At 72.0% G+C, this 25,487-nt stretch carries 27 protein-coding genes; 5 read left to right on the forward strand and 22 right to left on the reverse strand.

Features of this window, described 5'->3' with window-relative positions; genetic code table 11:
* Positions 1–89: 89 nt before the first annotated feature.
* The 5 genes from JAV76_RS01925 to JAV76_RS01945 form a co-directional block, all read right to left on the reverse strand.
* The gene (locus JAV76_RS01925; RefSeq protein WP_230401696.1) at positions 90–731 is read right to left on the reverse strand and encodes a response regulator; all 642 of its coding nucleotides are present in this window, start codon (positions 729–731) and stop codon (positions 90–92) included.
* Complete coding sequence (locus JAV76_RS01930) at positions 728–1,960, reverse strand: sensor histidine kinase (protein WP_198732319.1); 1,233 nt, start codon at positions 1,958–1,960, stop codon at positions 728–730. Before JAV76_RS01930 ends, JAV76_RS01925 begins: the two co-directional genes overlap by 4 nt.
* Before the next feature lie 38 nt (positions 1,961–1,998).
* Complete coding sequence (locus tag JAV76_RS01935) at positions 1,999–2,871, reverse strand: ABC transporter permease (RefSeq protein WP_198732320.1); 873 nt, start codon at positions 2,869–2,871, stop codon at positions 1,999–2,001.
* Positions 2,868–3,782 carry an ABC transporter ATP-binding protein gene (locus JAV76_RS01940; RefSeq protein ID WP_198732321.1) on the reverse strand — a complete coding sequence of 305 codons (915 nt, stop codon included), beginning with the start codon at positions 3,780–3,782 and terminating at the stop codon, positions 2,868–2,870. The genes JAV76_RS01935 and JAV76_RS01940 overlap by 4 nt, the downstream gene beginning before the upstream one ends.
* A 100-nt stretch (positions 3,783–3,882) precedes the next feature.
* A complete protein-coding gene (locus JAV76_RS01945; protein ID WP_198732322.1) occupies positions 3,883–4,509 on the reverse strand; it encodes an Abi family protein in 627 nt (208 codons plus the stop codon).
* Positions 4,510–4,815: 306 nt separating this feature from the next.
* Between JAV76_RS01945 and JAV76_RS01950 the strand changes: the two genes are divergently transcribed.
* Positions 4,816–5,631 (forward strand): helix-turn-helix domain-containing protein, encoded by an 816-nt coding sequence (locus JAV76_RS01950; protein WP_198732323.1) that lies wholly within the window; start codon positions 4,816–4,818, stop codon positions 5,629–5,631.
* Positions 5,632–5,660: 29 nt separating this feature from the next.
* Here the strand turns inward: JAV76_RS01950 and JAV76_RS01955 are convergent, their stop codons facing one another.
* From JAV76_RS01955 to JAV76_RS01965, 3 genes are all read right to left on the reverse strand, one after another.
* Positions 5,661–5,891: an Atu4866 domain-containing protein gene (locus JAV76_RS01955; protein WP_198732324.1), complete on the reverse strand. Its 231-nt coding sequence runs from the start codon at positions 5,889–5,891 to the stop codon at positions 5,661–5,663.
* The gene (locus JAV76_RS01960; protein WP_198732325.1) at positions 5,888–6,613 is read right to left on the reverse strand and encodes an SDR family oxidoreductase; all 726 of its coding nucleotides are present in this window, start codon (positions 6,611–6,613) and stop codon (positions 5,888–5,890) included. Before JAV76_RS01960 ends, JAV76_RS01955 begins: the two co-directional genes overlap by 4 nt.
* 98 nt (positions 6,614–6,711) lie before the next feature.
* Positions 6,712–7,377: a hypothetical protein gene (locus tag JAV76_RS01965; RefSeq protein ID WP_198732326.1), complete on the reverse strand. Its 666-nt coding sequence runs from the start codon at positions 7,375–7,377 to the stop codon at positions 6,712–6,714.
* 172 nt (positions 7,378–7,549) lie between these two features.
* Between JAV76_RS01965 and JAV76_RS01970 the strand changes: the two genes are divergently transcribed.
* Complete coding sequence (locus tag JAV76_RS01970; RefSeq protein WP_198732327.1) at positions 7,550–8,503, forward strand: aldo/keto reductase; 954 nt, start codon at positions 7,550–7,552, stop codon at positions 8,501–8,503.
* A gap of 41 nt (positions 8,504–8,544) precedes the next feature.
* On the forward strand, positions 8,545–8,886 hold the full coding sequence (locus JAV76_RS01975) for a MerR family transcriptional regulator (RefSeq protein WP_198732328.1): 342 nt from the start codon (positions 8,545–8,547) through the stop codon (positions 8,884–8,886).
* 117 nt (positions 8,887–9,003) lie between these two features.
* On the opposite strand, the gene JAV76_RS01980 is transcribed toward JAV76_RS01975, so the two are convergent.
* Together JAV76_RS01980 and yczE are read right to left on the reverse strand one after the other, a co-directional pair.
* Positions 9,004–9,444: a ScoMcrA-related endonuclease gene (locus JAV76_RS01980; RefSeq protein WP_198732329.1), complete on the reverse strand. Its 441-nt coding sequence runs from the start codon at positions 9,442–9,444 to the stop codon at positions 9,004–9,006.
* A gap of 60 nt (positions 9,445–9,504) precedes the next feature.
* Positions 9,505–10,218 carry a membrane protein YczE gene (yczE, locus tag JAV76_RS01985; protein ID WP_198732330.1) on the reverse strand — a complete coding sequence of 238 codons (714 nt, stop codon included), beginning with the start codon at positions 10,216–10,218 and terminating at the stop codon, positions 9,505–9,507.
* A 62-nt stretch (positions 10,219–10,280) separates the two neighbouring features.
* On the opposite strand from yczE, the gene yczR reads away from it, so the two are divergent.
* Complete coding sequence (gene yczR, locus JAV76_RS01990; RefSeq protein WP_198732331.1) at positions 10,281–11,702, forward strand: MocR-like transcription factor YczR; 1,422 nt, start codon at positions 10,281–10,283, stop codon at positions 11,700–11,702.
* 30 nt (positions 11,703–11,732) lie between these two features.
* On the opposite strand, the gene JAV76_RS01995 is transcribed toward yczR, so the two are convergent.
* The 9 genes from JAV76_RS01995 to JAV76_RS02035 form a co-directional block, all read right to left on the reverse strand.
* Entirely contained in the window at positions 11,733–12,353 is a 621-nt protein-coding gene (locus JAV76_RS01995) for a class I SAM-dependent methyltransferase (protein WP_198732332.1), read from the reverse strand.
* A 175-nt stretch (positions 12,354–12,528) separates the two neighbouring features.
* Complete coding sequence (locus tag JAV76_RS02000; RefSeq protein WP_198732333.1) at positions 12,529–14,145, reverse strand: methyl-accepting chemotaxis protein; 1,617 nt, start codon at positions 14,143–14,145, stop codon at positions 12,529–12,531.
* Positions 14,146–14,290: 145 nt separating this feature from the next.
* A complete protein-coding gene (ybiA, locus tag JAV76_RS02005) occupies positions 14,291–14,857 on the reverse strand; it encodes a riboflavin biosynthesis intermediates N-glycosidase (RefSeq protein ID WP_307843947.1) in 567 nt (188 codons plus the stop codon).
* Positions 14,858–14,866: 9 nt separating this feature from the next.
* A complete protein-coding gene (locus JAV76_RS02010; protein ID WP_198732430.1) occupies positions 14,867–15,883 on the reverse strand; it encodes an ROK family protein in 1,017 nt (338 codons plus the stop codon).
* On the reverse strand, positions 15,880–16,659 hold the full coding sequence (gene nagB, locus JAV76_RS02015; protein WP_198732334.1) for a glucosamine-6-phosphate deaminase: 780 nt from the start codon (positions 16,657–16,659) through the stop codon (positions 15,880–15,882). The genes JAV76_RS02010 and nagB overlap by 4 nt, the downstream gene beginning before the upstream one ends.
* Before the next feature lie 48 nt (positions 16,660–16,707).
* Positions 16,708–17,523, reverse strand: coding sequence for a carbohydrate ABC transporter permease (locus JAV76_RS02020; RefSeq protein WP_198732335.1), 816 nt, complete (start codon positions 17,521–17,523; stop codon positions 16,708–16,710).
* A complete protein-coding gene (locus JAV76_RS02025) occupies positions 17,523–18,500 on the reverse strand; it encodes a carbohydrate ABC transporter permease (protein WP_198732336.1) in 978 nt (325 codons plus the stop codon). Before JAV76_RS02025 ends, JAV76_RS02020 begins: the two co-directional genes overlap by 1 nt.
* Before the next feature lie 68 nt (positions 18,501–18,568).
* Positions 18,569–19,816 carry an extracellular solute-binding protein gene (locus JAV76_RS02030; RefSeq protein WP_198732337.1) on the reverse strand — a complete coding sequence of 416 codons (1,248 nt, stop codon included), beginning with the start codon at positions 19,814–19,816 and terminating at the stop codon, positions 18,569–18,571.
* A gap of 70 nt (positions 19,817–19,886) precedes the next feature.
* Positions 19,887–21,044, reverse strand: coding sequence for an ROK family transcriptional regulator (locus tag JAV76_RS02035; protein ID WP_198732338.1), 1,158 nt, complete (start codon positions 21,042–21,044; stop codon positions 19,887–19,889).
* 78 nt (positions 21,045–21,122) lie between these two features.
* Between JAV76_RS02035 and JAV76_RS02040 the strand changes: the two genes are divergently transcribed.
* On the forward strand, positions 21,123–22,574 hold the full coding sequence (locus tag JAV76_RS02040) for a beta-N-acetylhexosaminidase (protein WP_198732339.1): 1,452 nt from the start codon (positions 21,123–21,125) through the stop codon (positions 22,572–22,574).
* 56 nt (positions 22,575–22,630) lie between these two features.
* Here JAV76_RS02040 and JAV76_RS02045 read toward each other — a convergent pair whose 3' ends face one another.
* The 3 genes from JAV76_RS02045 to JAV76_RS02055 form a co-directional block, all read right to left on the reverse strand.
* On the reverse strand, positions 22,631–23,194 hold the full coding sequence (locus tag JAV76_RS02045; protein WP_198732340.1) for a PIN domain-containing protein: 564 nt from the start codon (positions 23,192–23,194) through the stop codon (positions 22,631–22,633).
* Positions 23,191–24,270 carry a helix-turn-helix domain-containing protein gene (locus JAV76_RS02050; protein ID WP_198732341.1) on the reverse strand — a complete coding sequence of 360 codons (1,080 nt, stop codon included), beginning with the start codon at positions 24,268–24,270 and terminating at the stop codon, positions 23,191–23,193. The genes JAV76_RS02045 and JAV76_RS02050 overlap by 4 nt, the downstream gene beginning before the upstream one ends.
* A gap of 167 nt (positions 24,271–24,437) precedes the next feature.
* Positions 24,438–25,481, reverse strand: a complete 1,044-nt coding sequence (locus tag JAV76_RS02055) for a LacI family DNA-binding transcriptional regulator (protein WP_198732342.1) — start codon at positions 25,479–25,481, stop codon at positions 24,438–24,440.
* Positions 25,482–25,487 lie beyond the last annotated feature (6 nt).

Consider the following 25,487-nt stretch of genomic DNA (forward strand, 5'->3'; position numbering starts at 1 on the left):
CCGAACCGCAGATCTAGGGAAATCTAGCCGAGTATAGGAATTTTCCTATAGTCCCCTAGATTTCCCTAGACTCCCCGCGCGGGCCCCGTTCAGAGCAGCCCGAGCTCCATGGCCTTGGTGACGGCGCGGGTGCGGTCGTCGACGTCGAGCTTCTCGAAGACGTGGATGAGGTGCGTCTTCACGGTGGCCTCCCCGACGAACAGCTCGGCAGCGATCTGCGGGTTACTGCGGCCCTGCGCGACGAGGCGCAGCACCTGCGTCTCGCGGGGCGACAGCGTCGGCCGAGCAGGTGCGGCGAGCCGTTGGACGAGGCGCGCAGCGACTGCCGGTGCGAGCGCGACTTCGCCCCGAGCGACGGAGCGCACGCCCTCGACGATCTCGTCCTGCGGTGCTGCCTTGAGCAGGTAGCCGCTCGCCCCGGCCTCGATGGCGCGCAGGATCGCGTCGTCCGTCTCGTAGGTGGTGAGGACCACGACCTTCACGCCGGGGACGTCGGCGACGATGCGGGCGGTCGCCTCGTCGCCGTCGAGGCGCGGCATGCGCAGGTCCATGAGGACGACGTCCGGTCGCAACCGGGCGGCCTCCTCGACGGCCGCCAGACCGTCGCCGGCCTCCCCCACGACCTCGACGCCGTCGGCGCCCTGGAGCACGCCGACGATCCCGGACCGCACCACCGGGTGGTCGTCGACGACGAGCACCCGCACCACCTCGCCCATGCCCTCGCCCTTCATCGTGTCGGGACGGTCGCTGTGAGGCGCGTCCCCGGTCCTGACGTCACGTCGAGCCGCCCACCGTCGACGGCCAGGCGGCGGCGCATGCCCTCGAGGCCGAAGCCGTCGTGCGGGGCGTCGACGTCGAACCCGCACCCGTCGTCCTCGACGCGCACCGACGCCGCCCCGTGGGCCGACCCCAGGTGGACGGTGGTGCGCGTCGCGCCCGCGTGCTTGCGGACGTTCGCCAGCGCCTCCTGGACGCACCGCAGCAGCACCACCTCGGTGTCGCGGGCGACCGGGTCGCGGACGTCGTCGGTGACCGCCACCGGGATGCCCGTCTCCCGCTCGAAGCGCGCCGCGAAGCGTCGCACCGCGGCCACGACCCCGCCGTCGTCGAGCGACGCGGGCGACACCGCGGCGACGAGGCCGCGCGCCTCAGCGAGCGCGTCCCGGGCGTTCTCCTCGATGGCCGCCACGGTCGCGGCTGCCCTCGCGGCGGCCCGTGCGTCCTCCCCGCCTGCCCGGAGCTCGGTGCCCGCGCGCTGGGCGAGGAGCACGATGCCGGTGAGGCTCTGGGCGATCGTGTCGTGGATGTCGCGGGCGATGCGCTCCCGCTCCTCGAGCATGCCCGCGTCGCGGTTGACGTGGGCGAGGCGGTCCTGGGCCGCGGTGAGCTCGTCGAGCAGGCGCGCCCTCTCCTCGCCGTACGCGGCGATGCGTGTGATCCACAGGCCCAGGCCCATGCTCAGCCCGAACGACAGGAGGGCGATGACCACGGCGCCACCCACGGCGTCGGGCGCCCACTCCTGCCCTGCGGCGTGCCCGACGGCCATGGACGACGCCACGACGGCGCTGCCCACCACGGCACCACGGACCCCCGCGGCGAAGAACCACACCGTCGGGTAGGCCAGGCACTGGAGGATCGCCGCGTTGGGGGCGAGCCCGGTGGCGACACCGAGGACGACGACGAGCACTCCCTGGTAGGCGAGGGACCGGGGGGTCCAGAACCGGCCGTCGGCCTCCTCGGCAACCACCCGCCGCCCGAACGTCAGCCACGCGACCGGCGCCACGAGCATCACGGCAGCCGACGCCAGACCGCGCTCCGGCCCCGGCCACCCGCCCGTGAGGGTGACGCCCCACGTCGCGAGGGCCGTGACCAGGGGCACGCCGACGGACGCCACGTCCCACCAGCCCCAGCCGGCCGGTGGGCGGACGGGCGACGCCCCGGACCCCGCAGCGCTCGACATGCGCCCAGCCTGCCACGCGTCGCCGCTGCCGCCCGTCCTCACCGGCCGCTCTGCCGCACCCAGCGGAACGTCACCCGGCACAGGACGGCACCCACCACGAGCCACACGGCGCACGCGAGCGCCACCCCGCCGAGGTCCCACGCGCCTCCGGCCTCGACGGCCGCGAACTCCTCGGGGAGGAACACCGACCGCATGCCCTGCGCCAACCACTTGAGGGGGAACAGCGCGGCCACGTCCTGCAACCACGACGGCAGGCCGTTGAACGGCAGGTACACGCCGGAGATGAACTGGAGGAACAGCACGGGCGGGGTGATCACCGCGGACGCGGACCGGCCGCTGCGGGGCAGGGCGCTCAGCCCGATGCCCAGCAGCCCGCACGTCACCATGCCGAGGAGCAGCACCCAGGCGAACGTCAGCCACGCACCGAGGTCCGTCGGGAGGGGCACCCCGAAGGCCACCGCCGCGAGCGCGATGACCAGGGCCGCCTGGATGCACCCGGTGACGACGACCTGCCCGAGCTTGCCCGCGAGGTAGCTCGCGGGGGGCAGCGGGGTGCCGGCGAGGCGCTTGAGAGTGCCGTCGTTCTTCTCGGTGGCGATGTCGATGGCGAGGTTCTGCAGCCCGGAGAGGAGGACGCCGGCGGCGAGCATGGCGGGCAGGTAGTACTGGGCGGCGGTCACGGACACCTGGTCGTCACCGAAGTCGGAGCTCGAGAACGCCACGGAGAAGATGGTGAGCATGAGAAGCGGGAACGAGAACGTGAAGAACAGGGTGTCGGACTGGCGGAAGTAGGACCGCACCTCGTAGCCGACGCGGTGCGCGGCGAGGACGGCGGGGTTCCGCAGGCGCTGGGTGCGGGCCGGGCGGGCGGCGGGCGGGGTGGGCGTGGCGGCGGTGGTCGTGGCGCTCATGCTGCGGTCTCCGTCCGTGCGGGCTGGTGGTCGTCGGCCACGGCGGCGTCGTCAGCCGCGGCGGCGGTGGCGGTGGCGACCATGTCGAGGTACACGTCCTCGAGGCTCGGGCGCACGATCTCGAGGTCGTCGGGCTCGCGCCCCGTCTCGGCGACGAGGCGCGCGACGAGCAGCCCGGGCTCACGGGTGCGCTCGCTGCGCGGCCGGCCGTCGTGCGTCCATCGGACGATCGGGGTGCGGGCGTCGGGTCCGCCGATGCGGTCGACGCGGTCGACCTCGAGGAGGCGGCCCTGCGCGATGACGGCGGCGCGGTCCCCGAGCTGGGCGGCCTCGTCGAGGTAGTGCGTGGTGAGGACGATGGTGGTGCCGTCGTCCTTGAGGCCGCGGACGAGGTCCCAGAAGCTGCGGCGGGCCTCGGGGTCGAACCCGGTGGTGGGTTCGTCGAGGAACACGAGCTCCGGGTTGCCGACGATCCCGAGGGCGACGTCCACGCGGCGCCGCTGCCCACCGGACAGGTTGCGGACGAGCATCCCGGCCTGTGCGGTGAGGCCGACGGCCTGGACGACCTCGTCGACGTCCCGCGGGCGCGGGTAGAGGGCCGCGAAGTGCGCGACCTGCTCCCGCACGGTCACCGCGGGCGTCTCGCTGCTCGTCTGGAGGACGATGCCGAGCCGCGCCTTCCACGCGACGCCGCCCCGCCCGGGGTCGACGCCGAGGACGGACACGTCACCGGCGGTGCGGTCGCGGTAGCCCTCGAGGATCTCGACGGTCGTGGACTTGCCCGCCCCGTTGGGGCCGAGCAGGGCGAGGGTCTCCCCCTGCTCGACGTCGAGGTCGATGCCCTGCACGGCCCGGACCGTCCCGTACGTCTTGGTGAGTCCGCGGACCCGCACTGCCGGTGGTGTCGTCATACGTCCATGCTGGTCGGCGCCGTGCGCGGACGGTAGCCGTCCACCGGCCGACGCAGGGGTCCACCGGTCGGTGGATGCGCCCCGGGGCTCCCGAGACGAATCAGAATCGTCGGACCGGCGTCGACTCTCCTGGCCTGGCGGCAACCACCGACGGGACCAGCGAACGGTCGCGCACCCACTCGGCGACGGGTCTGCTGACGAAGCCGATGAACATCACGATCTGGTCGAAGTCGCTGTGCGAGGCCCGGGTGTGGATGGGTTCGTGATGCGTCACTCGGTTGCGCAAACGGCGAAGCGTGTCGAGCCCGCGCTTGAGCTGGTCGCGCTGCCGTCGACTATGAGGAAAGGCCTCGCTGAGGACGTCCTGCCAGAGCGGACGGTCGTACCGGCTCTGGAGCAGCGACGTCCAGAATCCGAAGTCGGTGGCTGCGACGACATCGTTCGGTGAGACCGCCGATGTGGCGTGCCGCGTCCGCGCCACCTTGTCTCGCGCTTTCCGTACCTGGTCGAGGTGCCACCGATCGAGGGGCACCCTGCTGTCCTCCCACCAGTCCTCCCGGCCCGCGAACTCCGCGAGAGCGGCGTGCATGGAGTTGCGGACGACCACCTCAAGGATGTGCAACGGTCCGAGGAGCGCACCAGCGAGTGCCATGTTGTAGACGTAGAGGTCGAGCGCGTCGTATCCCGTCGCACCTTCCGCTCTGATGGCAGCGTCGTAGCTGTTCATCCGCCCACCTGAGAGGAGCCGGTCGAGGTCTGCTCGCTGCTGCTGCGTCGCAGACGTTGTCGCTCCGGGCACTGGGCATCTCCCTCAGACGCACGAAAGGAGCCCAACGATGTTGGACTCCTTCATGGCCACCCGCGTTAGGCGGACTGGACCCGGGTGGCTAGGTGTACAGACCGCGACGTTCGATCCCACAATATCTCCTTCTGGCGCCACTGTTCAACACGCGCAGAGACGATGGTGCCCAACCCCTCGCCTGGGTGTACCGCACCCAGGCAGGTGGCGCCCCGCCGCGGGTACGGTCGGGGCATGAGCACGAATCTGGGGGCGTTCCTGCGGGCGCGACGGGCTGCGGTCCGGCCGGCCGACGTCGGGCTGCCGTCGTCGGGGCCGCGGCGGGTGCCGGGGTTGCGCCGGGAGGAGGTCGCGCTCCTGGCGGGCGTGAGCGTCGACTACCTGACGCGCCTGGAGCAGGGGCGGGAGAAGAACCCGTCGCCCGCGCTCCTCAACTCCCTCGCGCGGACGTTGCGCCTCGACCACGACGCGGCCGCCCACCTGTTCGGTCTCGCCGGGCTGGCGCCTGCTGCTCGACGGCCCGCGCCGCCGGTGGTCGACGAGTCCCTCGCGGGGCTGCTCGAGTCGTGGCCGACCACCCCGGCGTTCGTCATCGACCCGCGCATGGACGTCCTGGTGTGCAACGCGATGGGTCGGGCGTTGTTCTCCGACTTCGCGCACGTCGACAACCTGGTGCGCATGACGTTCCTCGACCCGGTGGGGCGTCGGTTCTTCGTCGACTGGGATCGCGCCGCCGAGGCGTGCGTGGCGAACCTGCGGAACGCCCTCGGTACGGCCCCCGCGGACGACGGTGTCCTTCGTCTCGTCACGGAGCTGCTCGACGCGGACGACGACTTCCGGCGCCTGTGGGCCCGGCACGACGTGCGCGGCAAGACCCAGGACGCGAAGACGTTCCGGCACTCCGCCGTCGGGGAGCTCACCGTCGGGTACACGGCGTTCGACGTCCGTGGCGCCCCCGGCCAGCAGCTCGTCACCTACCACGCGGCCCCCGGCACGGTGGACGCGGACTCGCTCGCGATGCTGGGGACGCTCGCGGCGACGTCGCACTGACACAGGGCGCCGGGGGCGCGTCAGGGGTGTCACCGCCGGTGCATGACCATGCCGCCGTGGTGGAGGATGCCCGCCACGAAGACGCCGTCGGCGGTGAAGCCGGTGTCGTCCCAGTACTCGATGCGGTCACCGGTGACCTCGTAGCGTCCCGTGTACGCGGCCTCGCGGGTGCCGCGGGCCTCGACGTAGCGGCCGTCGGGGCGCAGCTCCTGGCGGACGTGGTCGTCCGCGGTGCACCACAGGCCCAGGTGGGCGCTCATCGCTGGGCCGCCGGGCGCACGATGATCTCGTTGACGTCCACCTCGGGTGGTTGTCCGACGGCGAAGGCGATGCTCGCCGCGATGCTGGACGCCGGGATGGCGCTGGCCCGGTAGGCGACCATGGCGTCGCGGGCGTGCGGGTCGGTGATGTGGTCGGCGAGCTCGCTCGTCGTCACGCCCGGGCAGACGGTCGTGACCCGGATCCCGGCGGGCGACTCGACGCGCAGGCCCTCCGTGATGGCCCAAGCTGCGAACTTGGTGCCGGAGTACACGGCGCTCGTCGGCGGCACCTCGTGCGCACCGATCGACGCGACCGTCACCAGGTGCCCGACGCCGCGCTCCGTGAAGTGCGGCAGGGCGGCCGCGATGCCGTGGAGGAGGCCGAGGACGTTGACGTCGACCATGTGACGCCACTCGTCGACCCGCCCCGCGTCGAGGCGCGAGAGCGGCATGACGCCCGCGTTGGCGACGAGCACGTCGAGCCGCCCGTGCTCCGCGACCACGGCGTCCACGACGGCGCGGTGGGCGTCGGCGTCCGTGACGTCGAGGTCGACGGCCTGCCCCGACCCTCCCACCGCGACGATGCGCCCCACCACCTCGTCGAGGCGCTCGCGGCGCCTCGCACCCAGCACCACGTGGTGCCCGTCCGCCGCGAGCCGCTCCGCCGTCGCCGCCCCGATGCCGCTGCTCGCCCCGGTGACGAGCACGATCTTCTGTCCCATGTGTGTGTCCATGGCACCCACGCTCGTCGCTCCCGCCACCGCCGGGAAGGCCGCGTCGCACCTGGGTGCCGTGCACCCAGGTGCGTGTCGCGGGCGCGTCAGACGACGCCCTGCGTCTCCTCCTGGAGGTCGGCGCCCGCACGGAACGCGAGGAGGAGGACGAGCGCGACCGCACCGACGATGATGGTCTGCACGGGCCAGTGCGGGACGTCGATTCCCGTCCCCATGTAGACCCGCTCGAACTCCGGGGTCCGCAGGGCGCCGGAGCGCGTCGCCGAGACGACGGCGGCGACGGCCGCCGTGTCGAGAAGCCCTTGCAGCACCCCGCCGCCCAGCAGCACGGCTCCGAGTCCCGCGAGCGCGCGTCGTGGTCGTCGCCCGAAGGCGTCGCCGCGGGCGATGGCGCGCACGAGCACCACGACGAGCAGGGCCGCGACGAAGGCGACGATGCCGCTCGTGAGCTCGGGCGACGCCGCGAGCACGCGCAGGCCGGCCGGGAGGTGCTCGAGAGGCAGCGTGTCCCCGTCACGGCTGGTGAGCTGGAGGAGCTGGGGCAGGGCGTCCAGGGTGAGCCTCGGGTCACCTTCGCCGAAGACGACGAGGTACCGACCGGTGATCCCGAGGGTCCACATGCGCACGAGCCCGTACGCGAGCGCCAGACCGCCCGCGACGAGGACCGCTCCGGTCATGAGAGCGAGCAGCACACGGGCGCCCCTCCTGTGCGTGACCGGTGTCCTGGCCTCGGTGTCCTCGGACGTCGTCATGTCTCCCCCTGAGCGCAGATCTCTGGCGTTATCGATGTCGATAAACACTAGGTGGTTGCCGCGTGCAGGACAAGGCCCTCAGGCGCGGAGCGCGTCGAGCGCTGCCTCCGTCGGGGGTGCGAGGGATGAGTTCCTTGACCTGGACCACGGTCCAGGTGTGAGGATTCCCGGCATGACGACGGCGAACCGCAGGATCGGCAGCGTCCCAGTGCCACCACTGGCACTGGGCACCATGTACTTCGGGACGACCGTCGACCCCTCGTCGGCGTCGGAGTGCCTGGATGCTGCCGCCGCGTCGGGCGCCACGTTTTGGGACACCGCGAACAACTATGCGTTCTGGGCAGGTGGTACCGGCGACGAGTCGGAGATGGTCCTCGGCCGGTGGTTCAGGGCTCGGGGGTCGGCGGCGCGCGACGAGGTCGTCGTGGCCACGAAGGTCGGTGCACGACCACTGCCCGGGTACAGCGACCTGCAGCACGTCACGGGACTGTCTGCCGCTTCGGCCCGTGAGCAGGTGGAGGGCAGCCTGCGACGCCTGGGTACCGATCGGATCGACGTCCTCTACGCCCACATCGACGACCGATCGGTCCCCCTCGCGGAGACCCTGGGGGTCTTCGGCGAACTGGTCGATGACGGACTGGTCCGTGAGGTCGCCGCGAGCAACCTCACGGCATCGCGTCTGGGGGAGTCGCTGCGGGCAGCGAGCGACCACCCCTACCGTGCGCTCCAGCAGCGTTTCACCTGGTTGCAGCCCGATCCCGCCGTGGATATCACCCCGCAGGTCGCGCTCGACGAGGTGACCGAGCGGACCGCGCAGGCAGCCGATGTGGTCCTGCTCGGGTACTCACCGTTGCTGTCGGGCGCCTACACACGCCTCGAACGGCCGCTGCCGGCCGAGTACGACACGCCCGGGGTCGAGCAACGTCTGGCGACCCTGCGCGCGCAGGCGCTGGCCACCGGGATCGATGCGGGTCAGCTCGTGCTGGCGTGGATGACCCAGCGGTCGGCGCCGATCATCCCGGTCGTCGGCGTCTCACGGCCTGACCAGGTGGCCTCTGCGTGGCATGCCGTGAACACGTCGTTGTCGACAGAGACGGTCGCGATCCTCGAGGACGGCCGCTCGTGAACGACGACGTGAATGCTGCGGGACCGTGGGCGATAGGGGAGGTGGCCACCCGAGTGGGGCTGGAGGCGGACACGCTGCGGTACTACGAGCGGCGGGGCATCCTGCCCGCTCCGTCCCGTGGACCTGGTGGTCGTCGGGTCTACGACGAGAGCGCCGTCCACCTGATCGAGGTGCTGCTCCACCTGCGAGCGACGGGGATGCCGCTGGCACAGATCGCCGAGTTCACCCGTCTCGTCGCGGCCGACCCGGACGGGGTCCGCGAGCGTCTCGGGCTGCTGCAGGACCACCGCGCCGCCGTGGTCCTGAAGATGGCCACCTGGCGCTCCTCGATGGACGTCATCGAGACCAAGATCCGCGACTACGAACACCGAATCCAGGGCTGAGCCTGCCGGTTGTCGGGGGCGCCGTCGCGCTGGTGTCACGCGCCACCCGACGGTCGGTCGGATCACGGGCTGGCGCGGATCGCCCGTGACACGCGGAGCGCGCGCCCGTCGAATCGCCTATCCGCAGCTGTCGCAGACCCCGGTGCCCGGGAGCGTCATGAAACAGGTCGGGCAGATGGGTGCGACGCGCTCGGGCTCCGCAGGCTTGCGGGGAGTCGCGGCCTTCCGCGGAGCGGCGGCCTTCCGGGGAGCCGCAGCCTTCTGGGGGGCTGCGGCGGTCTCGGGCTCGTCGACCTCGAAGCCGCGCTTGCGCAGGATCTCCGCCGCACCGTGCGTGCCACCGTGGAACTCCTCGGACGTCGCTGCGCGACCGGTGGCGTAGCGGTGCGCGACGCCGAGGATGGCCTTGGAGTCGTAGGTCTTGCCCTCGTGGACGAGCGTGTAACCGCGCGAGGGGCCGAACCCGTAGACGCCGAGGAAGTTCTCGGCCCCACGATCGTCGTACTCGGCGATCGCCTGGAGGATGTGCTGCCGGGTCACGGAGGAGAAGGTCGCCACACCCCCGAGCGTAGTTGCCCGTCCCGGCGCGCAGCACCACCTGCACGAGGGTGAGTTCGCCTACGCCGCGATCGTGGTCGTCCCGGTCGCGTCGTCCTCCCCACCCGGCACGGACACAGGCACCCTGTCGGCCAGCTCGACGACGACGTAGGGCATGAAGAGCTGGACGAGGGGCCCGACGGCGAGCGCGTAGAGGACCGTCCCGAGCCCGACGGCGCCACCGAGGAGCCAGCCGAGGGCGAGGACGGTGAGCTCGATGGTGGTGCGGACCACGCGGAGCGAGCCGCCGGTGGTGCGGGCGAAGCCGGTCATGAGGCCGTCGCGCGGCCCGGGCCCCAGCTGGGACCCGATGTAGAGGGCGCCGGAGAGGCCGTTGAGGACGACGCCGCTGACGAGGAGGGCGATCTGCGGTGCGATTCCGTCGATCTCGGGGAGCACGCGGAGGGTCGCGTCGACGGCGACCCCCACCCAGACGGTGTTGGCGACGGTGCCGACGCCGGGCATCTGGCGCAGGGGGATCCAGAGGAGCAGGACGAGGACCCCGGTGAGGATGATGACGACGCCCATGGAGAGGCCGACCTGCTCGGAGATCCCGTTGTGGAACGCCTCCCAGGGGGCGAGGCCGAGGGTGCTGCGGATCATCATGCCGAGGGACACGCCGTAGAGGGTGAGGCCGATGAACAGCTGGGTGAGGCGTCGGGGCATGCGCCCTGCGCGGAGCTGTTCGCGCGGGGTGAGGTTCTGCAGGGTGCGGGTCGAGCGGGGCGAGGCCATGACCCCACCCTAGGCGCCAAGTGGTATCGGATCTCAGTGCCACTTGTGGGAAAGTGGTCCGCATGGCCGTCCCCCGCGTCTCCGCGGACTCCCTCGCGCTCCTGCTCGGCCCCGCCCAGGCGGGCACCCCCGCGTACCGGTGGCTCACGGAGCGCGTCGAGCTCCTCGTGTCCGACGGGCGACTCGTCCCCGGGGTCCGCATCCCCAGCGAGCGCGACCTCTCCACCACCCTCGGCCTGAGCCGCACCACCCTCGTGCGGGCCTTCAGCCGGCTCACGGAGCTCGGCTACCTGGAGTCGCGGCACGGGTCCGGGCGCATCGTGCGCTCCCCCGCCACCCGTGGGCCGCGGTCCCGTGAACCCATCCCGTGCGGGACGACGGCCGCCGTCGTCGACGACGGGGCGCTCGACCTGGCGTCGGCGTCCATGCCGGCCGCCCCTGGAGTGTTCGACGCGCTGCGGTCCGCGGTGGAGGAGCTGCCCGCGTACACGTCGGGCACCGGGTACCTCGCGGCCGGGCTGCCGTCGCTCCGGGAGGCGGTCGCGGAGCACTACTGCCGCCAGGGCCTGGAGACCGGCCCGGAGAACGTCCTCGTCACCGCGGGCGCGCTCGACGCGATGTCGCTCGTCGCGTCGCACCTGCTGCGGCGTCGGGACCGCGTGGTCGTCGAGACGCCCGGGTACCCCAACGCGTTCGGTGCGCTGCGGCAGTCGGGCGCGACGCTCGTCGGCGTCCCCGTGAACCGGCCCGACGTCGACGTGCGCGCCCTCGTCGAGACCGCGCGCAGCACGGGCGCGGCCGCCATCGTCGTCGTCGCCGACTTCCACAACCCCACCGGGCGCCTCCTCGACGACGAGGACCGCGCCGTCCTGCGCGACGGCGCCCGGCGCCTCGGTGTGCCCCTCGTCGTCGACGAGACGCTCCGTGACATCCACCTCGACACCGACGTCGCCCTCCCCGGGCCGGTCGCCGACGGGCGCGGTGACGTCCTCCTCCTGGGGTCCGCAGCGAAGACGTACTGGGGCGGTCTGCGCCTCGGGTGGGTGCGGGGACCCGCCGAACGCATCGCCGACCTGGCCCGCGCCCGGCTCTCCCGGAACCTCGGCGAGCCCGTCCTCGAGCAGATCGCCCTCGCGTCGCTCCTGCGCAACCGCCCCGGCCTCGACGACCAGCGCCGCACGGAGATCCTCGAGTCCCGCGACGCCGCCCTCACCGTGCTGCGGGAGCACCTGCCCGCGTGGACGTTCACCGTGCCCGCCGGGGGCTTCTCCCTGTGGTGCGGGCTTCCCGGCGCGTCGTCGTCGGCCCTCACCGTCGCGGCCGCCCGACGCGGCGTCGCCCTCGTCCCCGGATCCAGCTTCTCCGCGACGGGCCACGGCATGGAACGTGCCGTGCGCATCCCCTACTCGCTGCCCACCGACCAGCTCACCGACGGCCTCCTCCGCGTCGCCGCCGCAGCCGCGGAGGTCACGGGCGGCACCTGACCGGCTGGGTCGTCAACCAGGGGCTCCGCGTCAGGCGGAGGGGTCCTTTGTCCACTCGACCGCGTACCGCCACATCGCGAGCCGTCGCCACCGCATCCCCGGGAGGACGTCCGCCGCCGCGCGCTTGACCTCGGCGTACGTGTGCGGCGGCGGCCAGACCGTCGGCGCCGTGTGCTCCCACAGGTGCCTCCTCCGCGAGTGGTACCGGTGCTGGACGACGCCCGCCACCTCGTACATCGCGTCGGCCACCCCTGCGCTCCGGGCGAGACCGACGACCACGACCACACCGCTCGGAGCGGCGAGCTCCGCGAACCTGCGGAACGTCTCGCGGAGGTCCGGCAGGTGGTGCACCGTCGCGACGGATGCGACGACGTCGAACGACGCCGGCGCGAACGGATGGGTGAGGACGTCCCCGTGGACCCATTCGACGTCCGCGACCTCGGCGCTCGCTCTGCGCAGGACGTCGGCGTCCGTGTCGATCCCCGTGACCGACGGGACCCGCGAGCGCAGGTCCGCGGCGAGCAGTCCGTCTCCCGTCCCGACGTCCAGCGCGGTCCGCGCGGAAGGCGGGACCGCGTCGAGCACCACCCGGTGGTAGTGGATGTTGTGGTTCCACCGCGGGACTGCGGTGTTCTCGTCACGACGGACCATGGGGATGTGCCGGACCTCTCACGCGGATCGCCCCATCGTGCCAGAACCGATGGCCTGGACTCGCCCCCTCCGGACGAGCCCGCTCCGGCGAGTTCGGTACTTCCAGTCGAGTTCGGCACTTCAGACTGACGAACTCGACTGGAAGTACCGAACTCGACGCCAGGCGCCCAGCCGGTCAGTACGTGAAGGTCGACACCGACGCCCGCAGCTCGGCCGCCATCCGGGAGAGCTCACCGACCGCGGCGGTCGTCTGGGCGAGCGCCTGCGTGGTGGCGTCGGCCGCCCCGGAGACACCGGTGATGTTCGACGCGATCTCCCCGGCGCCCGTCGCGGCGTCGGCGACGTTCCTGCTCATCTCGTTCGTCGTCGCGGTCTGCTCCTCGACGGCCGAGGCGATGGTGAGCTGGTAGTCGTTGATCGACGAGATGACCGTGGAGATGCGGATGATCGCGTCGACGGCACCGGCGGTGTCCGTCTGGATCGTCTCGACGAGGCGGCCGATGCTCTCGGTGGCGCGGCCGGTCTCCTGCGCCAGCTCCTTGACCTCCGACGCCACGACGGCGAAGCCCTTGCCCGCGTCCCCCGCACGCGCCGCCTCGATGGTCGCGTTGAGGGCCAGCAGGTTCGTCTGCTCCGCGATGCTCGTGATGACCCGCACCACGTCACCGATCTGCTGGCTCGACGCGCCCAGCTGGTTCACGGACCCGGTCGCCACCTCCGCGGCGGCCACCGCGTCGGCGGCCACCCGGGCCGCCTCGTTGGCCGAGGTGGAGATCTCACGGATGGACGAGCCCATCTCCTCGGCCCCGGCAGCGACGGTCTGGATGTTCCCCGACACCTGCGACGCGGCAGCCGAGACGACGCCCGCCTGCGCGGACGTCTCCTCCGCACCCGCAGCGATCTGGTGGGACGTCGCCGAGAGCTCCTCCGACGCCGCAGCGACGGCGTCCGACGACAGCACGACGGACCCCATGACGGTCCGGAGCTGCTCCGTGGTGGCATCGAGCGCCGCACCCATCCGACCGAGCTCGTCACGCGAGACCAGACCCGTGGTCTGGGTCAGGTCACCCTCGGCCATCCGCTCCACGACGTGCTGGACGGTGGCCGCGCTGCGGGCCACCCCACGGGCGATGAACCAGCTCAGGGCGAGGGCGAGGAGGGCCCCGAGCGCGATGATCACGAGGTTGGTGGTGCGCTGGTCCTCGTAGGCCGACTGCGCCGAGTCCACGGCCGACCGCGCGCTGGCCGTCTCCGCCTCGACGAGGTGCTCGATGTCCTCCTGGATGAGGAGGGTCACGGGCCGGACCTGCTCCTCGTCGGCCTCGGCCCATCCCGCCACGTCTCCTTCGAGCGCGAACGGCGCGAGGACGTCGCGCTCCAGGGCGAAGAGCTCGTCGATGTCGGTGCGGAGCTTGGCGAGGGCCTGGGTCCGCTCCTCGTCGAGGGGGGTGGCCGCGTAGGCGTCGAAGGCCTCCTCGAAGAGCGTGACGGCCCCCTCGAGGTCGGCGAGCCGCGCGGCGGCCTCGTCGGTGCTCGTGGCGAGGATCGCGTCGCGCGAGTCGAGCAGCACCGTCTCGAGAGCGGTGTCCATGTGCCCGGCGTACAGGACGCCGAGGACGTTCTCCTCGTGGAGCATCCGCGAGGTCTCGGCCGACTCGGACAGCGCCTGCAGGCCGAGCCCACCCACGAGCACGGCGACGGCGACGGCTGCCGAGCTGGTGCCGAGGATCTTGGTGCGCACGCTCAGGTCGTTGAGGCGGGCGAGGGCTGACGGACGTCGGGAGGTGCTCATGGGTGGTGGCTCCGCGTGGGTCGGGGGTGAGTCCTTCATATCGACTCGCCAGGCGAGAAGTTGAGTCTTCACATACCTCAGTTCAGCAGTTCCACCCGATCCGCCGCCATGGTCGCCCAGGAAGAGTCCACGGGCGGGCCTGCAGCTAGGCCGCGCGCAGCCGGGAGCGGGCCTCCATGAGCGCGAAGCCGAGGAGGTTGAGGCCCGGCCACGACAACGGGTCCGCCGCCCGGTCGTCGTCCGCGGCGAGCCCGACGCCCCAGATGCGGTCCAGCGGAGACGCCTCGACGAGGACGCGCGCGCCGGTGCCGACGAGGTAGTCCCGCAGCCGCGGGTCGCCGCCGAACTTCGCGACGGACCCGTCGACCACGACGTCCCACCGGTGCGCCGCCCAGGTGTCGTCGTCGAACCCGACGACCTCCCGCCCGATCGCCTTGGCCTGCGCCGGGGTGCGGGCCGCGAGGATGATCGCGGCCCGCACGTCGTCCCCGAAGAGCCGCGCCTTGCGCCACATCATGTAGTGCTCCGCCGACGGGAACACCTCGCCGTCGGCGGGGAACGGGGCCACCCACCACTGGCTGAAGCACGCCGCGGTGAGCCCGCCGTCGGGCCGCGGACGGTCCCCCCAGAAGAACACGTACTTCACACGGACCCCACCCTCGAGTGCGGCGACGAGCTCGTCGACGGACCGTGCGTCCCCGGGTGCGATCACCCGACCAACCTAGCGCCAGCCACGCACGGCTGCCGGGACCTGCGCCGGTTCCGCCACCTCGACCTGGTTCTCGTCAGCGGGATCACCACCAGCAGCAGCACCGCCGGCACCCTGGATCCGCCGGAACGTCGCCAGCCCGGCCCCGAGGACACCCGCCCGCTGGCCGAGCTCCGCGGTGACGATGGGTGGGATGGCGGCGACACGGGCGCGGGCGACGAGCCGCGCGCGCAGCGGGTCGACGAGCGCCGCCCCGGCCCCGGACAGCCCGCCGCCGAGCACCACGCGGGAGGGGGCGAGGAGGGTGATGGCGCCGAGGAGCCCGTGGGCGAGGGCGTCGAGGGCCTCGGACCAGACGGCGTCGGCGCGGGGGTCGTGCCCGAGGGCGGTGACGACGTCGAGGGAGGTGGCGGCGGGGTTGCCGGTGACGGCCCCGTAGGTGCGCCCGATGGCGCGGGCCGACGAGTACATCTCGAGGCAGCCGCGCTGCCCGCAGGGACACAGCAACCCGTCGGGGTCGACCGGCACGTGCCCGAGCTCACCGGCCTGGTGGAGCCCGCCGCGCACGGACACGCCACCGGCGACGATCGCGGCGGCGATGCCGGTGCCGATGAACACGGCGAGGAGGTCGTCGACGCCCGCCCCGGCACCGAGCGCCTGCTCGGCGAGCCCGGCGGCGGTGACGTCGTGATGGACGTGCACGGGCAGGCCGAGGCGTGCGGCGAGCCGGTCGCCGACGGGCATGTTGGTCCAGCCGAGGTTCCCGGCGAGGCGCACGGTGCCGCGGGTGGTGTCGACGATCCCGGGGACGCCCAGGCCGACGGCCGCCACCTGGGTGCGCCGGGCGTCGGGCAGCCGGCCGAGGAGCTCGCGGCAGAGCGCCTCGATGGTGGTGAGCGTCGCCTCGCCGTCGCGCTCGGGGGTGGGCAGGGCGGCGCGGGCGAGAGGTTCGCCGAGGGTCGCGTCGAGGACCTCCCCGCGCGTGTTCGTGCCGCCGACGTCGAGCGCGAGGACGAGGTGGTGCGTCACAGCGACTGCCACCCGGGCTTGTGCGCGTAGGCGTGCCGGTAGTAGTCGCCGAGCCGCAGCCCGGAGGCGGCCGCGTCGTCGAGGAGCACGGTGACGTGCGGATGGGTCTGGAGGACGGACGCCGGACAGAACGCGCTCACGGGACCCTCGACCATGGCGGCCACCGCGTCGGCCTTGTGCTCGCCGGTGGCGAGGAGCACGAGGTGCCGGGCCTCGAGGATGGTGCCGAGGCCCTGGGTGAGGACGTGGTGCGGCACGTCGTCGATGCTGTCGAAGAAGCGGGCGTTGTCCTGGCGGGTCTGCTCGGTGAGGGTCTTCACGCGGGTGCGGGACGCGAGGGAGGAACCCGGTTCGTTGAAGGCGACGTGCCCGTCGGTGCCGATGCCGAGGAGCTGGACGTCGACGCCGCCCGCCGCCCGGATGGCGGCGTCGTAGCGGACGCCCGCGGTGGCGATGTCGGCGCCGTGCCCGTCGGGCCCGTGGACGCGGTGGTCGGGGATGTCCACGAGGTCCGTGAGCTCCCGACGGATGACCTCCCGGTAGGACTCGGGGTGGCCTGCGGGCAGGCCCACGTACTCGTCGAGGAGGAAGGCCCGCGCGCCTGCGAAGGACAGGCCCTCGACGCGGTGCCGCCGGACGAGCTCGGCGTACACGGGCAGGGGCGACGAGCCGGTGGCGAGGCCCAGGACGGTGTCGTCGCACTCCCGGAGCTGTCGGGCGACGGCGTCGGCCGCCAGGACGGCGAGCTCGTCGGCGGGCCGGATCACGACCTCCATGATGTGTGTCCTTCCATGACGTCGGGTGGTCCTTCCATGCTGCGGCGCTCAGCCCTTGACGGCGCCCGAGACGAGCCCGGACGTCATGCGGTTCTGCACGAGGACGAAGAAGACGATGACGGGGACGGCGACGAGGAGCGCGCCGGCCATGACGCCGGGCCAGTCGATGGCGGCGTTCGACTGGGTGGTCAGGCCCCGCAACCACAGGGGCACGGTCCGGTTGGAGGGGCTCATGATGACGGTGGCGAGCGTGAACTCGTTCCACGCCTGGAGGAACGCGTACACGCCCGACGCGACGAGCCCGGGGGCCAGCAGGGGGAACGTCACCGCGAAGAACGCGCGGGTGCGGCTGCACCCGTCGATCATGGCGGCCTGCTCGAGCTCGACGGGGATGCCGTCGACGAACCCGCGGAGCATCCACACCGTGAAGGGCAGGACGGCCGCGACGTACAGGAGCGTGAGGCCGCCGATCGTGTTGAGCAGCGACCACCCCTCGAGCATCTTGTACTGGGAGATGAACATGGCCTCGGCGGGGATCATCTGGACGAGGAGCACGGTGAGCACGAAGCCCTTGCGCCCCCCGAACCGGAACCTGCTCACGGCGAGCGCGGCGAGGAACGCGAAGAGGAGCGCCACGCCGACGACGAGGAGGGTGACGACGATGCTCAGCCGCATGGAGGCGACGAACCGCTCGTCGAACACGCGCCCGAAGGCCGCGGTGGTCCCGCCGAAGGGCACGAAGGTGGGGGTGGCGGAGCGCACCTGGTCGCTGGTGAGGAACGCGGAGTTCACCATCCAGTAGACGGGGAACACCCACACGAGGCACAGGAGCACCCCGACGGTGTTGAGCGTGACGCGGCGCATCAGTCCTCCTCCTTGGCGAGCCTGCGGACGTACCCGATGGTGAGGACGAGGGTCAGCACGAGCATGAACATGGCGACGGCGGAGGCCATGCCGTAGTTGGACTGCCCGATGCCCAGGTTGTAGATGTAGGTCCCGAGCAGGTCGGTCTGGCTGCGCAGACCACCGGCGCCCTGGAGGTAGTAGATCTGGGCGAAGACGCGCAGGTCCCAGATGATCTGCAGGAGGGTCACGACGGACAGGACGGGCGCGATGGTGGGCACGACGATGTGCCGGAACCGTTGCCACCCGCCGGCTCCGTCGAGCTGGGCGGCCTCGAGGACCTCGTCGGACACCTGGGTGAGGGCGGCGTACACGGAGAACGCGACGAAGGGGACGCTCATCCAGACGACGATGACGGTGGCGACGGCGTAGAAGGAGAGAGGTTCGAGGAGCCAGGAGTGCCCGGCGAAGTCGGCGAGGCCTGCTTGGACGAGGGCCCAGTTGACGACGCCGTACTGGGTGTCGAACAGCCACTGCCACACGGTCATGGCGGCGATGACGGGCATGGCCCAGGCGAGGAGCAGGCAGGTCTGCAGGGCGAGTCGCACGGGCCCGGCGAGCTGGGTCATGAGGGTGGCGACGGCGGTGCCGATGACCATGGTGAGGCCGGCGTTGACGACGCAGAACGCGAGGGACCGGGCGACGACGCCCCACATGGTGGCGTCGTCGACGAGGGCGGCGTAGTTGTCGAGACCGACCCACTCGGGTTCGGCGGTGCCGAACTGCTGGGCGAGGCCGAACTCCTGGAACGACATGACGACCTGCCGCACGAGCGGGTAGCCGAGGGCGAGGAGGAGGACGGTGGCGACGGGGGCGAGGAACAGGTAGGGCACGAGGGCGCGGCGGCGCCGGTTCGTCCGGTCCGGGCGGACGTCGGTCCGGGGAAGGGGGGTTCCGAGGGCCGCTGGGGGTGCGGGTGCTGAGGTCACGTCGGTCATGGGTGTCTCCTGGTCGACCCGGTCCTGCTGGTGCCCGGTGTCCCGGGCACCAGCGGGGTGGGACTGGGTCAGTTGAGCGCGTCCTCGAGCTGGGCGTCGGTGGCCTCGGCGACCTCGGTGACGTCCTGGCCCTGGGCGATCTTGGCGAAGAACTCCTCCATGATCCTGGCGGTCTCGACGGCGGCCCACTGCTCGGCGGCCGGGGTGAGCTTGGCGTTCTCGGCGGCTGCGAGGGCGGCGGTGGCGAACTCGTCGTCCTCGGCACCCATGAGCTCGTTGAACGTGGAGTTCGCCGGGCCGAGGCCGTTCTCGGCGAGCATGGTCTGGTACTCGTCGCTCATGATGAGCTCAAGGAGCTCGAGGGCGAGGTCCTGGTCGGGGGACGCCTTGGAGATGGCGATGTTGGAGCCGCCGGCGAACACGGGGGCCGCGCCGCCGTCGGCGCCGGGCAGGGCGAAGGCCCCGACGTTCTCGGTGAGCTCCTCGGCGATGCTCCAGCGCGCCCACCCGGGTGCCATGAACATGGCGGCGTCACCGTTGTTGAACGCGGTCCACGGCTCGGCGTCCTCGCCGTCCTTGGGCGCCTTGGAGGCGTCGGTGTAGAGCTCCTGCAGCTGGGTGAGGCCTTCGATGCTCTCGGGGGTGGAGAGCTGACCGACCCACTGGTCGCCCTCCTTGACGGCGATGTCGCCGCCGTTGGCGAAGACCCAGCTGATGCCGTTGCGCCAGTCCTGGCCGGGCAGCCAGAACCCGGACTGGGTGTCGGTGGTGAGCGCGACGGCGGCGTCGTTGAACTCCTCGAGCGTGGTGGGCGGCTCGATGCCGGCGGCCTCGAGGAGGTCGGTGCGGTAGAAGACGTAGCGGGAGCCCCAGTAGTAGGGCACGGCGTAGACGGAGTCGTCGACGCTGCCGGCCTCGATGAATCCCTCGGGGCCGAGGTCGTCGCCGCCGAGGGCGTCGAGGTGGTCGGTGAGGTCGGTGAAGGCGCCGACGTTGGTGAAGGTCGGGGACTGGGTGTTGCCGATCTCGACGACGTCGGGGGTCTCGTCGGCGTTGCCGAGGGACGTCTGGAGGCGGGGCAGGAGCTCGCCCCAGTCGACGCGCTCGACGGTGAGCGTGCCGTCCGTGGTGGACTCGAACTCCTCGACGAGCCAGTCGGTGAGCTCCTCGGGTGTGTCGTTGCCGGCGAGCCAGAGGGTGAGCTCGCCGTCCCCCTGGGCGTCGTCGCCCTCGGAGGTGGTGGATCCGCCGGAGCTGCAGGCGCCGAGCGCGAGCGCGGCGACGGTGCCGAGTACTGCGATTCGCGTGCTTCTCATGGAACGTGTCCTTCTGGTCGTGGCCGGGGTGGCCAGGGGCGGACGGGCTGCGACGGGTGGGGCGGGCCGGTTACGAGAGGCCGAGCTCCCCGTCGAGCACGTGTGCGGCGGCACCCACGAGGACGCCGTCGTGACCGAGCGCTGACATGCGGAGACGGACCCGTTCGTCCCCGAAGGGCCTGGTGAGTGCCAGGACCGTCGACTCGGCTGCTTGGAGGAAAGGCCCGGCGAGGAGGTCCTCGGGCCCGGAGAGCACGACGTCGCGCAGGCCGAGGGCCTGGGTGACGGGTGCGAGGACGAGGCCGAGCTGGCGGCCTGCTGCGGAGAGCTCGCCGGCGACCTCGGCGTCGCTGAGCCCGGTGGTGCGGGCGCGCAGGCGGGGTGCGGAGACGAGGGACTCGAGGCAGCCGCGGCGCCCGCAGGAGCACTCGGGGCCGTCGGGCACGACGTTGACGTGGCCGATCTCGCCGGCGGTGCCGTCGGTGCCGCGCAGGAGCGCGCCGTCGAGGAGGATGCCCGCTCCGACGCCGTGGCCGATCTCGACGAGCACGAGACCGGTGGCGCTCCCGGCACCGAAGGTCTCCTCGGCGAGCGCGGCGGTGTTGGCGTCGTTGGCGACGTAGACGGGCAGGGCGGTCTCGGCCTCGAGGCGGGACCGGAGGTCGAGGTCGGTCCAGCCGAGGTTGGGGGCGCGGCGGACGACGCCGTCGGCGGAGACGACGCCGGGGGTCCCGACGCCGACTCCGAGAACGCGGGAGGGCGAGGCCTCGACGAGGCGACGGACGAGGGTGAGGGTCTTGGTGACGGCGTTCTCGCCGGTCTTGCCGTTGAGCTTCACGGTGGACGTCTTGACGGTGGTGCCCTCGAGGTCGACGAGGGCGCCGCGCAGGACGGCGTCGCCGGAGAGGTCGAGGCAGACGACGTGGGCACCGGGGCCGTTGATGCCGACGAGGGTGGCGGGCTTGCCCATGTGGGTGCCGGGGCGGACGCCGAGCTCGACGACCAGCTGGTCCTCGATGAGGTCGGAGACGACGTCGGAGACGGTGACGCGGGCGAGGGCGGTGGAGCGGGCGAGGTCGGCGCGGGAGGCGGGGCCGTGGTCGAAGAGCTCCTGGAGGACGAGGGCGCGGTGGCGGATGCGTGCGTCTGCGGGGAGGATCTTCGCGGCGGGGGCACCGGACCGCGACGCGCGGCGTCGGGTCTCCGTCTGTGCAGGTCGTGGTGCCATATAGTAAGTACACCTTACGTACTTAGTCGGCGTCAACAGTCTGCAGCACCTCGCCCAGCACCTCATCGGAGAGGCACCATGACAGTCCCGCTCGTCCCCGCCCCGCAGCACGTCACCGTCGACGAGGACGCCCCGCGCGCACCGTTGCGAGCCGAGCACGTCGACGGTCTCGTCCGGGCGCTCGCCCCCTGGGCGCCGCGCGCGGCGCGCCTCGCCACCGGTCTGCACGCGGCCGTCGCGCGCACGACGCCCGGGGAGTCGGCGGGTGCCGGCCCCGCGGGGTTCGGGGTGCGTGCCGACCTCGACGCGTCGCTCCCGGCGGAGGGCTACACGCTCCTGCTCTCCGCGGACCGCTGGGAGCTGCGCGCCGCCGACGAGGCCGGCGCCTTCTGGGCGGTGCGGACCGTCGAGCAGGCCGTGCGCGACGGGTCGGTGCCCACCATGGAGGTCACCGACTCCCCCACGTACGCCGTGCGCGGCGTCATGCTCGACGTGGCCCGGCACTTCCTCGACGTCGTCGCGGTGAAGCGGGTGGTGGACCTCGCGTCGGCGTACCGCCTCAACCAGCTGCACCTGCACCTCACGGACGACCAGGGGTGGCGCATCGAGATCGAGGGCCGCCCCCTGCTCACGGAGCGCGGTGCCGCGAACGACGTCGACGGCGGCACGGGCGGATTCTTCTCCCTCGACGACTACGCGCACCTCCAGAAGTACGCGGCCGAGCGCCACGTGGTGGTCGTCCCCGAGGTGGACCTCCCCGGGCACACGCACGCCGCCCAGGTGGCCTACCCCGAGGTGAGCCCCGACGGGGTGGAGCGCGAGCCGTACGCGGGGATCGAGGTGGGGTTCAGCACCGTCGCCGTGGACGCCGACGCGACGTGGGCGCTCGTCGAGGACGTCGTCGCGTCCCTCGCCCGCCACACCGTGGGCGACACGATCCACCTCGGCGGGGACGAGGCGCTCGTCCTCGAGCGCGACGACTACGTGCGGTTCGTCGAGCGCCTGGGGCGCGTCGCGGCGTCGCACGGCAAGCGCCTCACCCTGTGGCAGGAGGCCACGGGCGCCGACCTGCCCGACGGCACCCTCCTGCAGTACTGGACGTGGCAGATCGACACCGACCACCTGGCACGGGCCGCCCGCGAGGACGGCGCCCTGTTCGTCGCGTCCCCAGCGAACCACGCGTACCTCGACCAGAAGTACGACGAGGACTTCCCCCTGGGCCTCACGTGGGCGGGGACCGTGAGCCTCGAGGACGCGTACGCGTGGGACCCGGTCGCCGAGCTCCCCGGCGTCCCCGCCGCATCGGTGGTGGGCGTCGAGGCGTGCCTGTGGACCGAGACGATCCGCACCCTCGACGACGTGACGACCATGCTCCTGCCGCGCCTGCCCGCGGTCGCGGAGGTCGCATGGGGCTCACCCCAGGACTTCGACCGGTTCCGGGCGACCCTGCCCGCCCACGGCGCGTGGTGGGACGACGCCGGTCTGGCGTTCCACCGCGTCGACGGGGTGGAGTGGGACGAAGGGCACTGACCAGAGGCCTCGAAGTCCGGCGCTCCACGGACACGTGACATCCCACCCAGACACGCCTACGACGAGGGGGCCACGGAAGAGACCCAGGAGTCGAACGATGCCCTGTCTCGCCCGATGGCCCGCGGGATCGGACGCCTGCGCTGCCTGAGGACGGTGACGAACCCGAAGACCGTGTCTGCATCGACCCACTGCGCTCGCAGCGCGAGAGCCAGCATGTCCCACGTGGTGCTCGACCTGATCCCGCGGGCGTGCGCCTTGCGCGCCGCGTCCTCGTCGTCGGTGATGAAGAAGCCGGTGACTCCCCGGTGTTCCATCAGGGCGATCGTCTCGGCCTCACCCAGGTGCTTGGTGGGTCCGTCACCAGGGCTGGCCATCTCGTCGCGAAGCAGACGGATCGAGAGGTGCTCCGCGCCCGACTCCGGGAGCCACGGTGTGCCGAAGATCTTGCGCGCGGTGGCCAGTTCGTCGAGTCCCTCGAACCGTGAGCTGTTGTCACACTCGGTCGCGACGGACTGGCACCATGCGCCTCTGCCCCCGGTCAACCTCGCGAGGAGGTCCATGCGGCCGATGTAGGCGAAGTTGATGAGAACCGTGTTGTCCGGAAAGAGGAACGTGCTCACGCGGACGTCAGCCCGAGCATCCCAGCGAGTTCATCCACGGTCCCTCGACGCAGCTCGGGTTCGGCGACCTCGAGCTCGTCGACCTCCACACCCAGCATCCAGGCGAGCGTGCCCTTGCCCAGCCGACCTTCCGCGATCGCCCGCTCATGCTCGTTTATCAGCGAGGTGGGGAACCGCCGCGCCGCCGCTTCGCGCTTGCGGGCGATCAGGTCGCCCCATCTCGCCGCTGGCAGCGACCTCCCCCGCAGGAGCTGCGGCGTCGTGACGCTCAGCCACTCGCCGACGGCTGCGGGGACGGCAACGTTCAGCGATGACAGACGCCTGCGAAGGGCATCGGTCGAGACGCCCCAGTCCCAGACGAGCTCGCCGAGTGCTTCCACCGTCAGCGTCCTCCACTCGACCGCGCGCACCTGGCTCTCGGGGAGAAGCAGTGATGCTGCGAACGCATTGGCGGCTGCCTCGGCAACGTCACCCACCCCCATGGACCCGTCGACCAGATGCCCGAGCTCGTGTGCGATATCCCAGTTCTCCCGGAACCAGTTTCCGCTGGCAGGGACGACGATCACAGCACGATTGCCGAGCATCATCGAGTACGCGGTACCCAGCTTCGGGATGCGGACGACGTCGACTCCGAGGTGCTGCTCGAGCAGGTCCGCGAGTCTGCGCACGAACCCTTCTCCGAGCGCTCCGCGTACTGTGTCCGGGCTGTCGGGGAGTACGGAAGCAGGCGCATCACCCTTCGGGTAGGCCTGGACGTAGGCCAGACGAATGTCCTCCAGGTGGTCATCGTCGGAGTCGAAGGTGCCGTTGCTGTACGTGCCTGTGTCGTGGTCGAACGAATGCCGTGCCGCGACGCGAACCTTGGCGGGGTCCTGCTCGCCGGTGATGAGCTCGTAGACGTTGACGTCCAGCAGCTCGGCGACCCGTGCCAGCTCCAAGGCGCTAAAGCCTCGATAGCCGCCGAGAGCGCGCGAGAGCGCGTCGGTCGTCATGCCGATCTCGGCTGCGAGCGTCTTCTGCACGATTCCCCGACCTTGCACGAGGCTCCGCACCCGCTCATTGATCGTGGTGTCCATCCATCCACCGTACGGCTGGGTTGGGATTTTCCCAACATGCGTCTGGTCACGATGCTGTGAAGGTTCGAAGATCGGTCCTGACGGCCTCGGGCCTGCCGGGCGACCGTCGGGTCTCGGGCCGCACAGCCCACCACACGACCTGCGACGGATGGTCGTTCTTGCGAACCTCACCGCACCGTCGAGGACCGGACGACGACGGACCACCGGTCCGCATGGTCCTCCGCGGGTCCACCGAGAGCGATCCGCGCGCACGACGCGCCCTGGGCGCGCAGGTCCTGAGCCACGGTGCTGAGACCGGCGGCTGCGGCGGCGCGCGAGGCGTCCCAGCCGCTCACGGTGAGCCGCTCGGGAACCGGCACCGCTGACGCCGCGGCAGCGGCGAGCACCCCGAGCGCCTGCTCGTCGCTCATGGCGGCGATCGCGTCGAGCGGCGGATCGAGCGTGAGCATCTGCTCCGCGAGCGTCCGCGCCTCGTCGTCGTCGTTCGTGGCGGCAGCACCGACGAGCACCGACGACCAGTCGAGTCCGAGGTCCTCGGCCGCGTCCCGGTACCCGAGCAGGCGCTCCCGCGTCACGGGGAAGCGGACGCCGTCCGGGTCGACGCCCGGCGCGAGCACCGTCCGACGCTCCTGGTCGAGGGGGAAGCTGAGCACCGCGGGGCGTGTCGCCCCCGCGAACGCCTCCAGGCCGATGGCTCGGGCAGCCGCACGGTTGTCGACGCTCACCAGCGCGGCGCCGTCCCTCGCCGGGCCGCCGTGGACGACGACAGGGCGACCCGAAGCGATCACCGCGTCGAGCACCGGGTCGTCGTCCGTCGTGGTCCAGACGACGAAGGCGTCGACGGCCGCGGCTGCGACCCGACGGGCGTCGTCGTCCACGCCCGTGACGGGTGTGATGAGCAACCCATACCCGTGATCGGCGCAGACCTCGGACACCCCGCCGAGGAAGGCGACGGCTTGGGAGTCGTCGAACGCGTAGGTGAGGTGCTCCCCCAGAACCACTCCCAGCGTGCGGGTGCTTCCGTAGCGCAGTGATCGTGCCGCAGCGTTCGGGCCGGCATACCCCAGCTCCGCCGCCGCCCTGAGGACCTTCTCCCGCGTCGGGGCCGCCACCCGGTCGGGTCGGTTGAACGTGTAGGACACCGTCATGACCGAGACCTTGGCGCGAGCTGCGACCTGGGTCATCGTGGGGCGCTGCGCGGGCGATTGCATAGCCAC

The organism is Sanguibacter suaedae, assembly GCF_016342785.1.
GTDB classification, from domain to species: domain Bacteria; phylum Actinomycetota; class Actinomycetes; order Actinomycetales; family Cellulomonadaceae; genus Sanguibacter; species Sanguibacter suaedae.

Coding starts and splice junctions, on each gene's coding strand:
- JAV76_RS01945 (WP_198732322.1), bottom strand. CDS start 4,509: ATGAACAGCTACGACGCTGCCATCAGAGCGGAAGGTGCGACGGGATAC.
- yczE (WP_198732330.1), bottom strand. CDS start 10,218: ATGGCCTCGCCCCGCTCGACCCGCACCCTGCAGAACCTCACCCCGCGC.
- JAV76_RS02020 (WP_198732335.1), bottom strand. CDS start 17,523: ATGCGCCGCGTCACGCTCAACACCGTCGGGGTGCTCCTGTGCCTCGTG.
- yczR (WP_198732331.1), top strand. CDS start 10,281: ATGGCCGTCCCCCGCGTCTCCGCGGACTCCCTCGCGCTCCTGCTCGGC.
- JAV76_RS01950 (WP_198732323.1), top strand. CDS start 4,816: ATGAGCACGAATCTGGGGGCGTTCCTGCGGGCGCGACGGGCTGCGGTC.
- JAV76_RS02025 (WP_198732336.1), bottom strand. CDS start 18,500: ATGACCGACGTGACCTCAGCACCCGCACCCCCAGCGGCCCTCGGAACC.
- JAV76_RS02035 (WP_198732338.1), bottom strand. CDS start 21,044: ATGGCACCACGACCTGCACAGACGGAGACCCGACGCCGCGCGTCGCGG.
- JAV76_RS01940 (WP_198732321.1), bottom strand. CDS start 3,782: ATGACGACACCACCGGCAGTGCGGGTCCGCGGACTCACCAAGACGTAC.
- nagB (WP_198732334.1), bottom strand. CDS start 16,659: ATGGAGGTCGTGATCCGGCCCGCCGACGAGCTCGCCGTCCTGGCGGCC.
- JAV76_RS01970 (WP_198732327.1), top strand. CDS start 7,550: ATGACGACGGCGAACCGCAGGATCGGCAGCGTCCCAGTGCCACCACTG.
- JAV76_RS01960 (WP_198732325.1), bottom strand. CDS start 6,613: ATGGGACAGAAGATCGTGCTCGTCACCGGGGCGAGCAGCGGCATCGGG.
- JAV76_RS02040 (WP_198732339.1), top strand. CDS start 21,123: ATGACAGTCCCGCTCGTCCCCGCCCCGCAGCACGTCACCGTCGACGAG.
- JAV76_RS01955 (WP_198732324.1), bottom strand. CDS start 5,891: ATGAGCGCCCACCTGGGCCTGTGGTGCACCGCGGACGACCACGTCCGC.
- JAV76_RS02055 (WP_198732342.1), bottom strand. CDS start 25,481: ATGCAATCGCCCGCGCAGCGCCCCACGATGACCCAGGTCGCAGCTCGC.
- JAV76_RS02050 (WP_198732341.1), bottom strand. CDS start 24,270: ATGGACACCACGATCAATGAGCGGGTGCGGAGCCTCGTGCAAGGTCGG.
- JAV76_RS02030 (WP_198732337.1), bottom strand. CDS start 19,816: ATGAGAAGCACGCGAATCGCAGTACTCGGCACCGTCGCCGCGCTCGCG.
- JAV76_RS01995 (WP_198732332.1), bottom strand. CDS start 12,353: ATGGTCCGTCGTGACGAGAACACCGCAGTCCCGCGGTGGAACCACAAC.
- JAV76_RS01935 (WP_198732320.1), bottom strand. CDS start 2,871: ATGAGCGCCACGACCACCGCCGCCACGCCCACCCCGCCCGCCGCCCGC.
- JAV76_RS01965 (WP_198732326.1), bottom strand. CDS start 7,377: ATGACGACGTCCGAGGACACCGAGGCCAGGACACCGGTCACGCACAGG.
- JAV76_RS02000 (WP_198732333.1), bottom strand. CDS start 14,145: ATGAGCACCTCCCGACGTCCGTCAGCCCTCGCCCGCCTCAACGACCTG.
- JAV76_RS01925 (WP_230401696.1), bottom strand. CDS start 731: ATGAAGGGCGAGGGCATGGGCGAGGTGGTGCGGGTGCTCGTCGTCGAC.
- JAV76_RS01930 (WP_198732319.1), bottom strand. CDS start 1,960: ATGTCGAGCGCTGCGGGGTCCGGGGCGTCGCCCGTCCGCCCACCGGCC.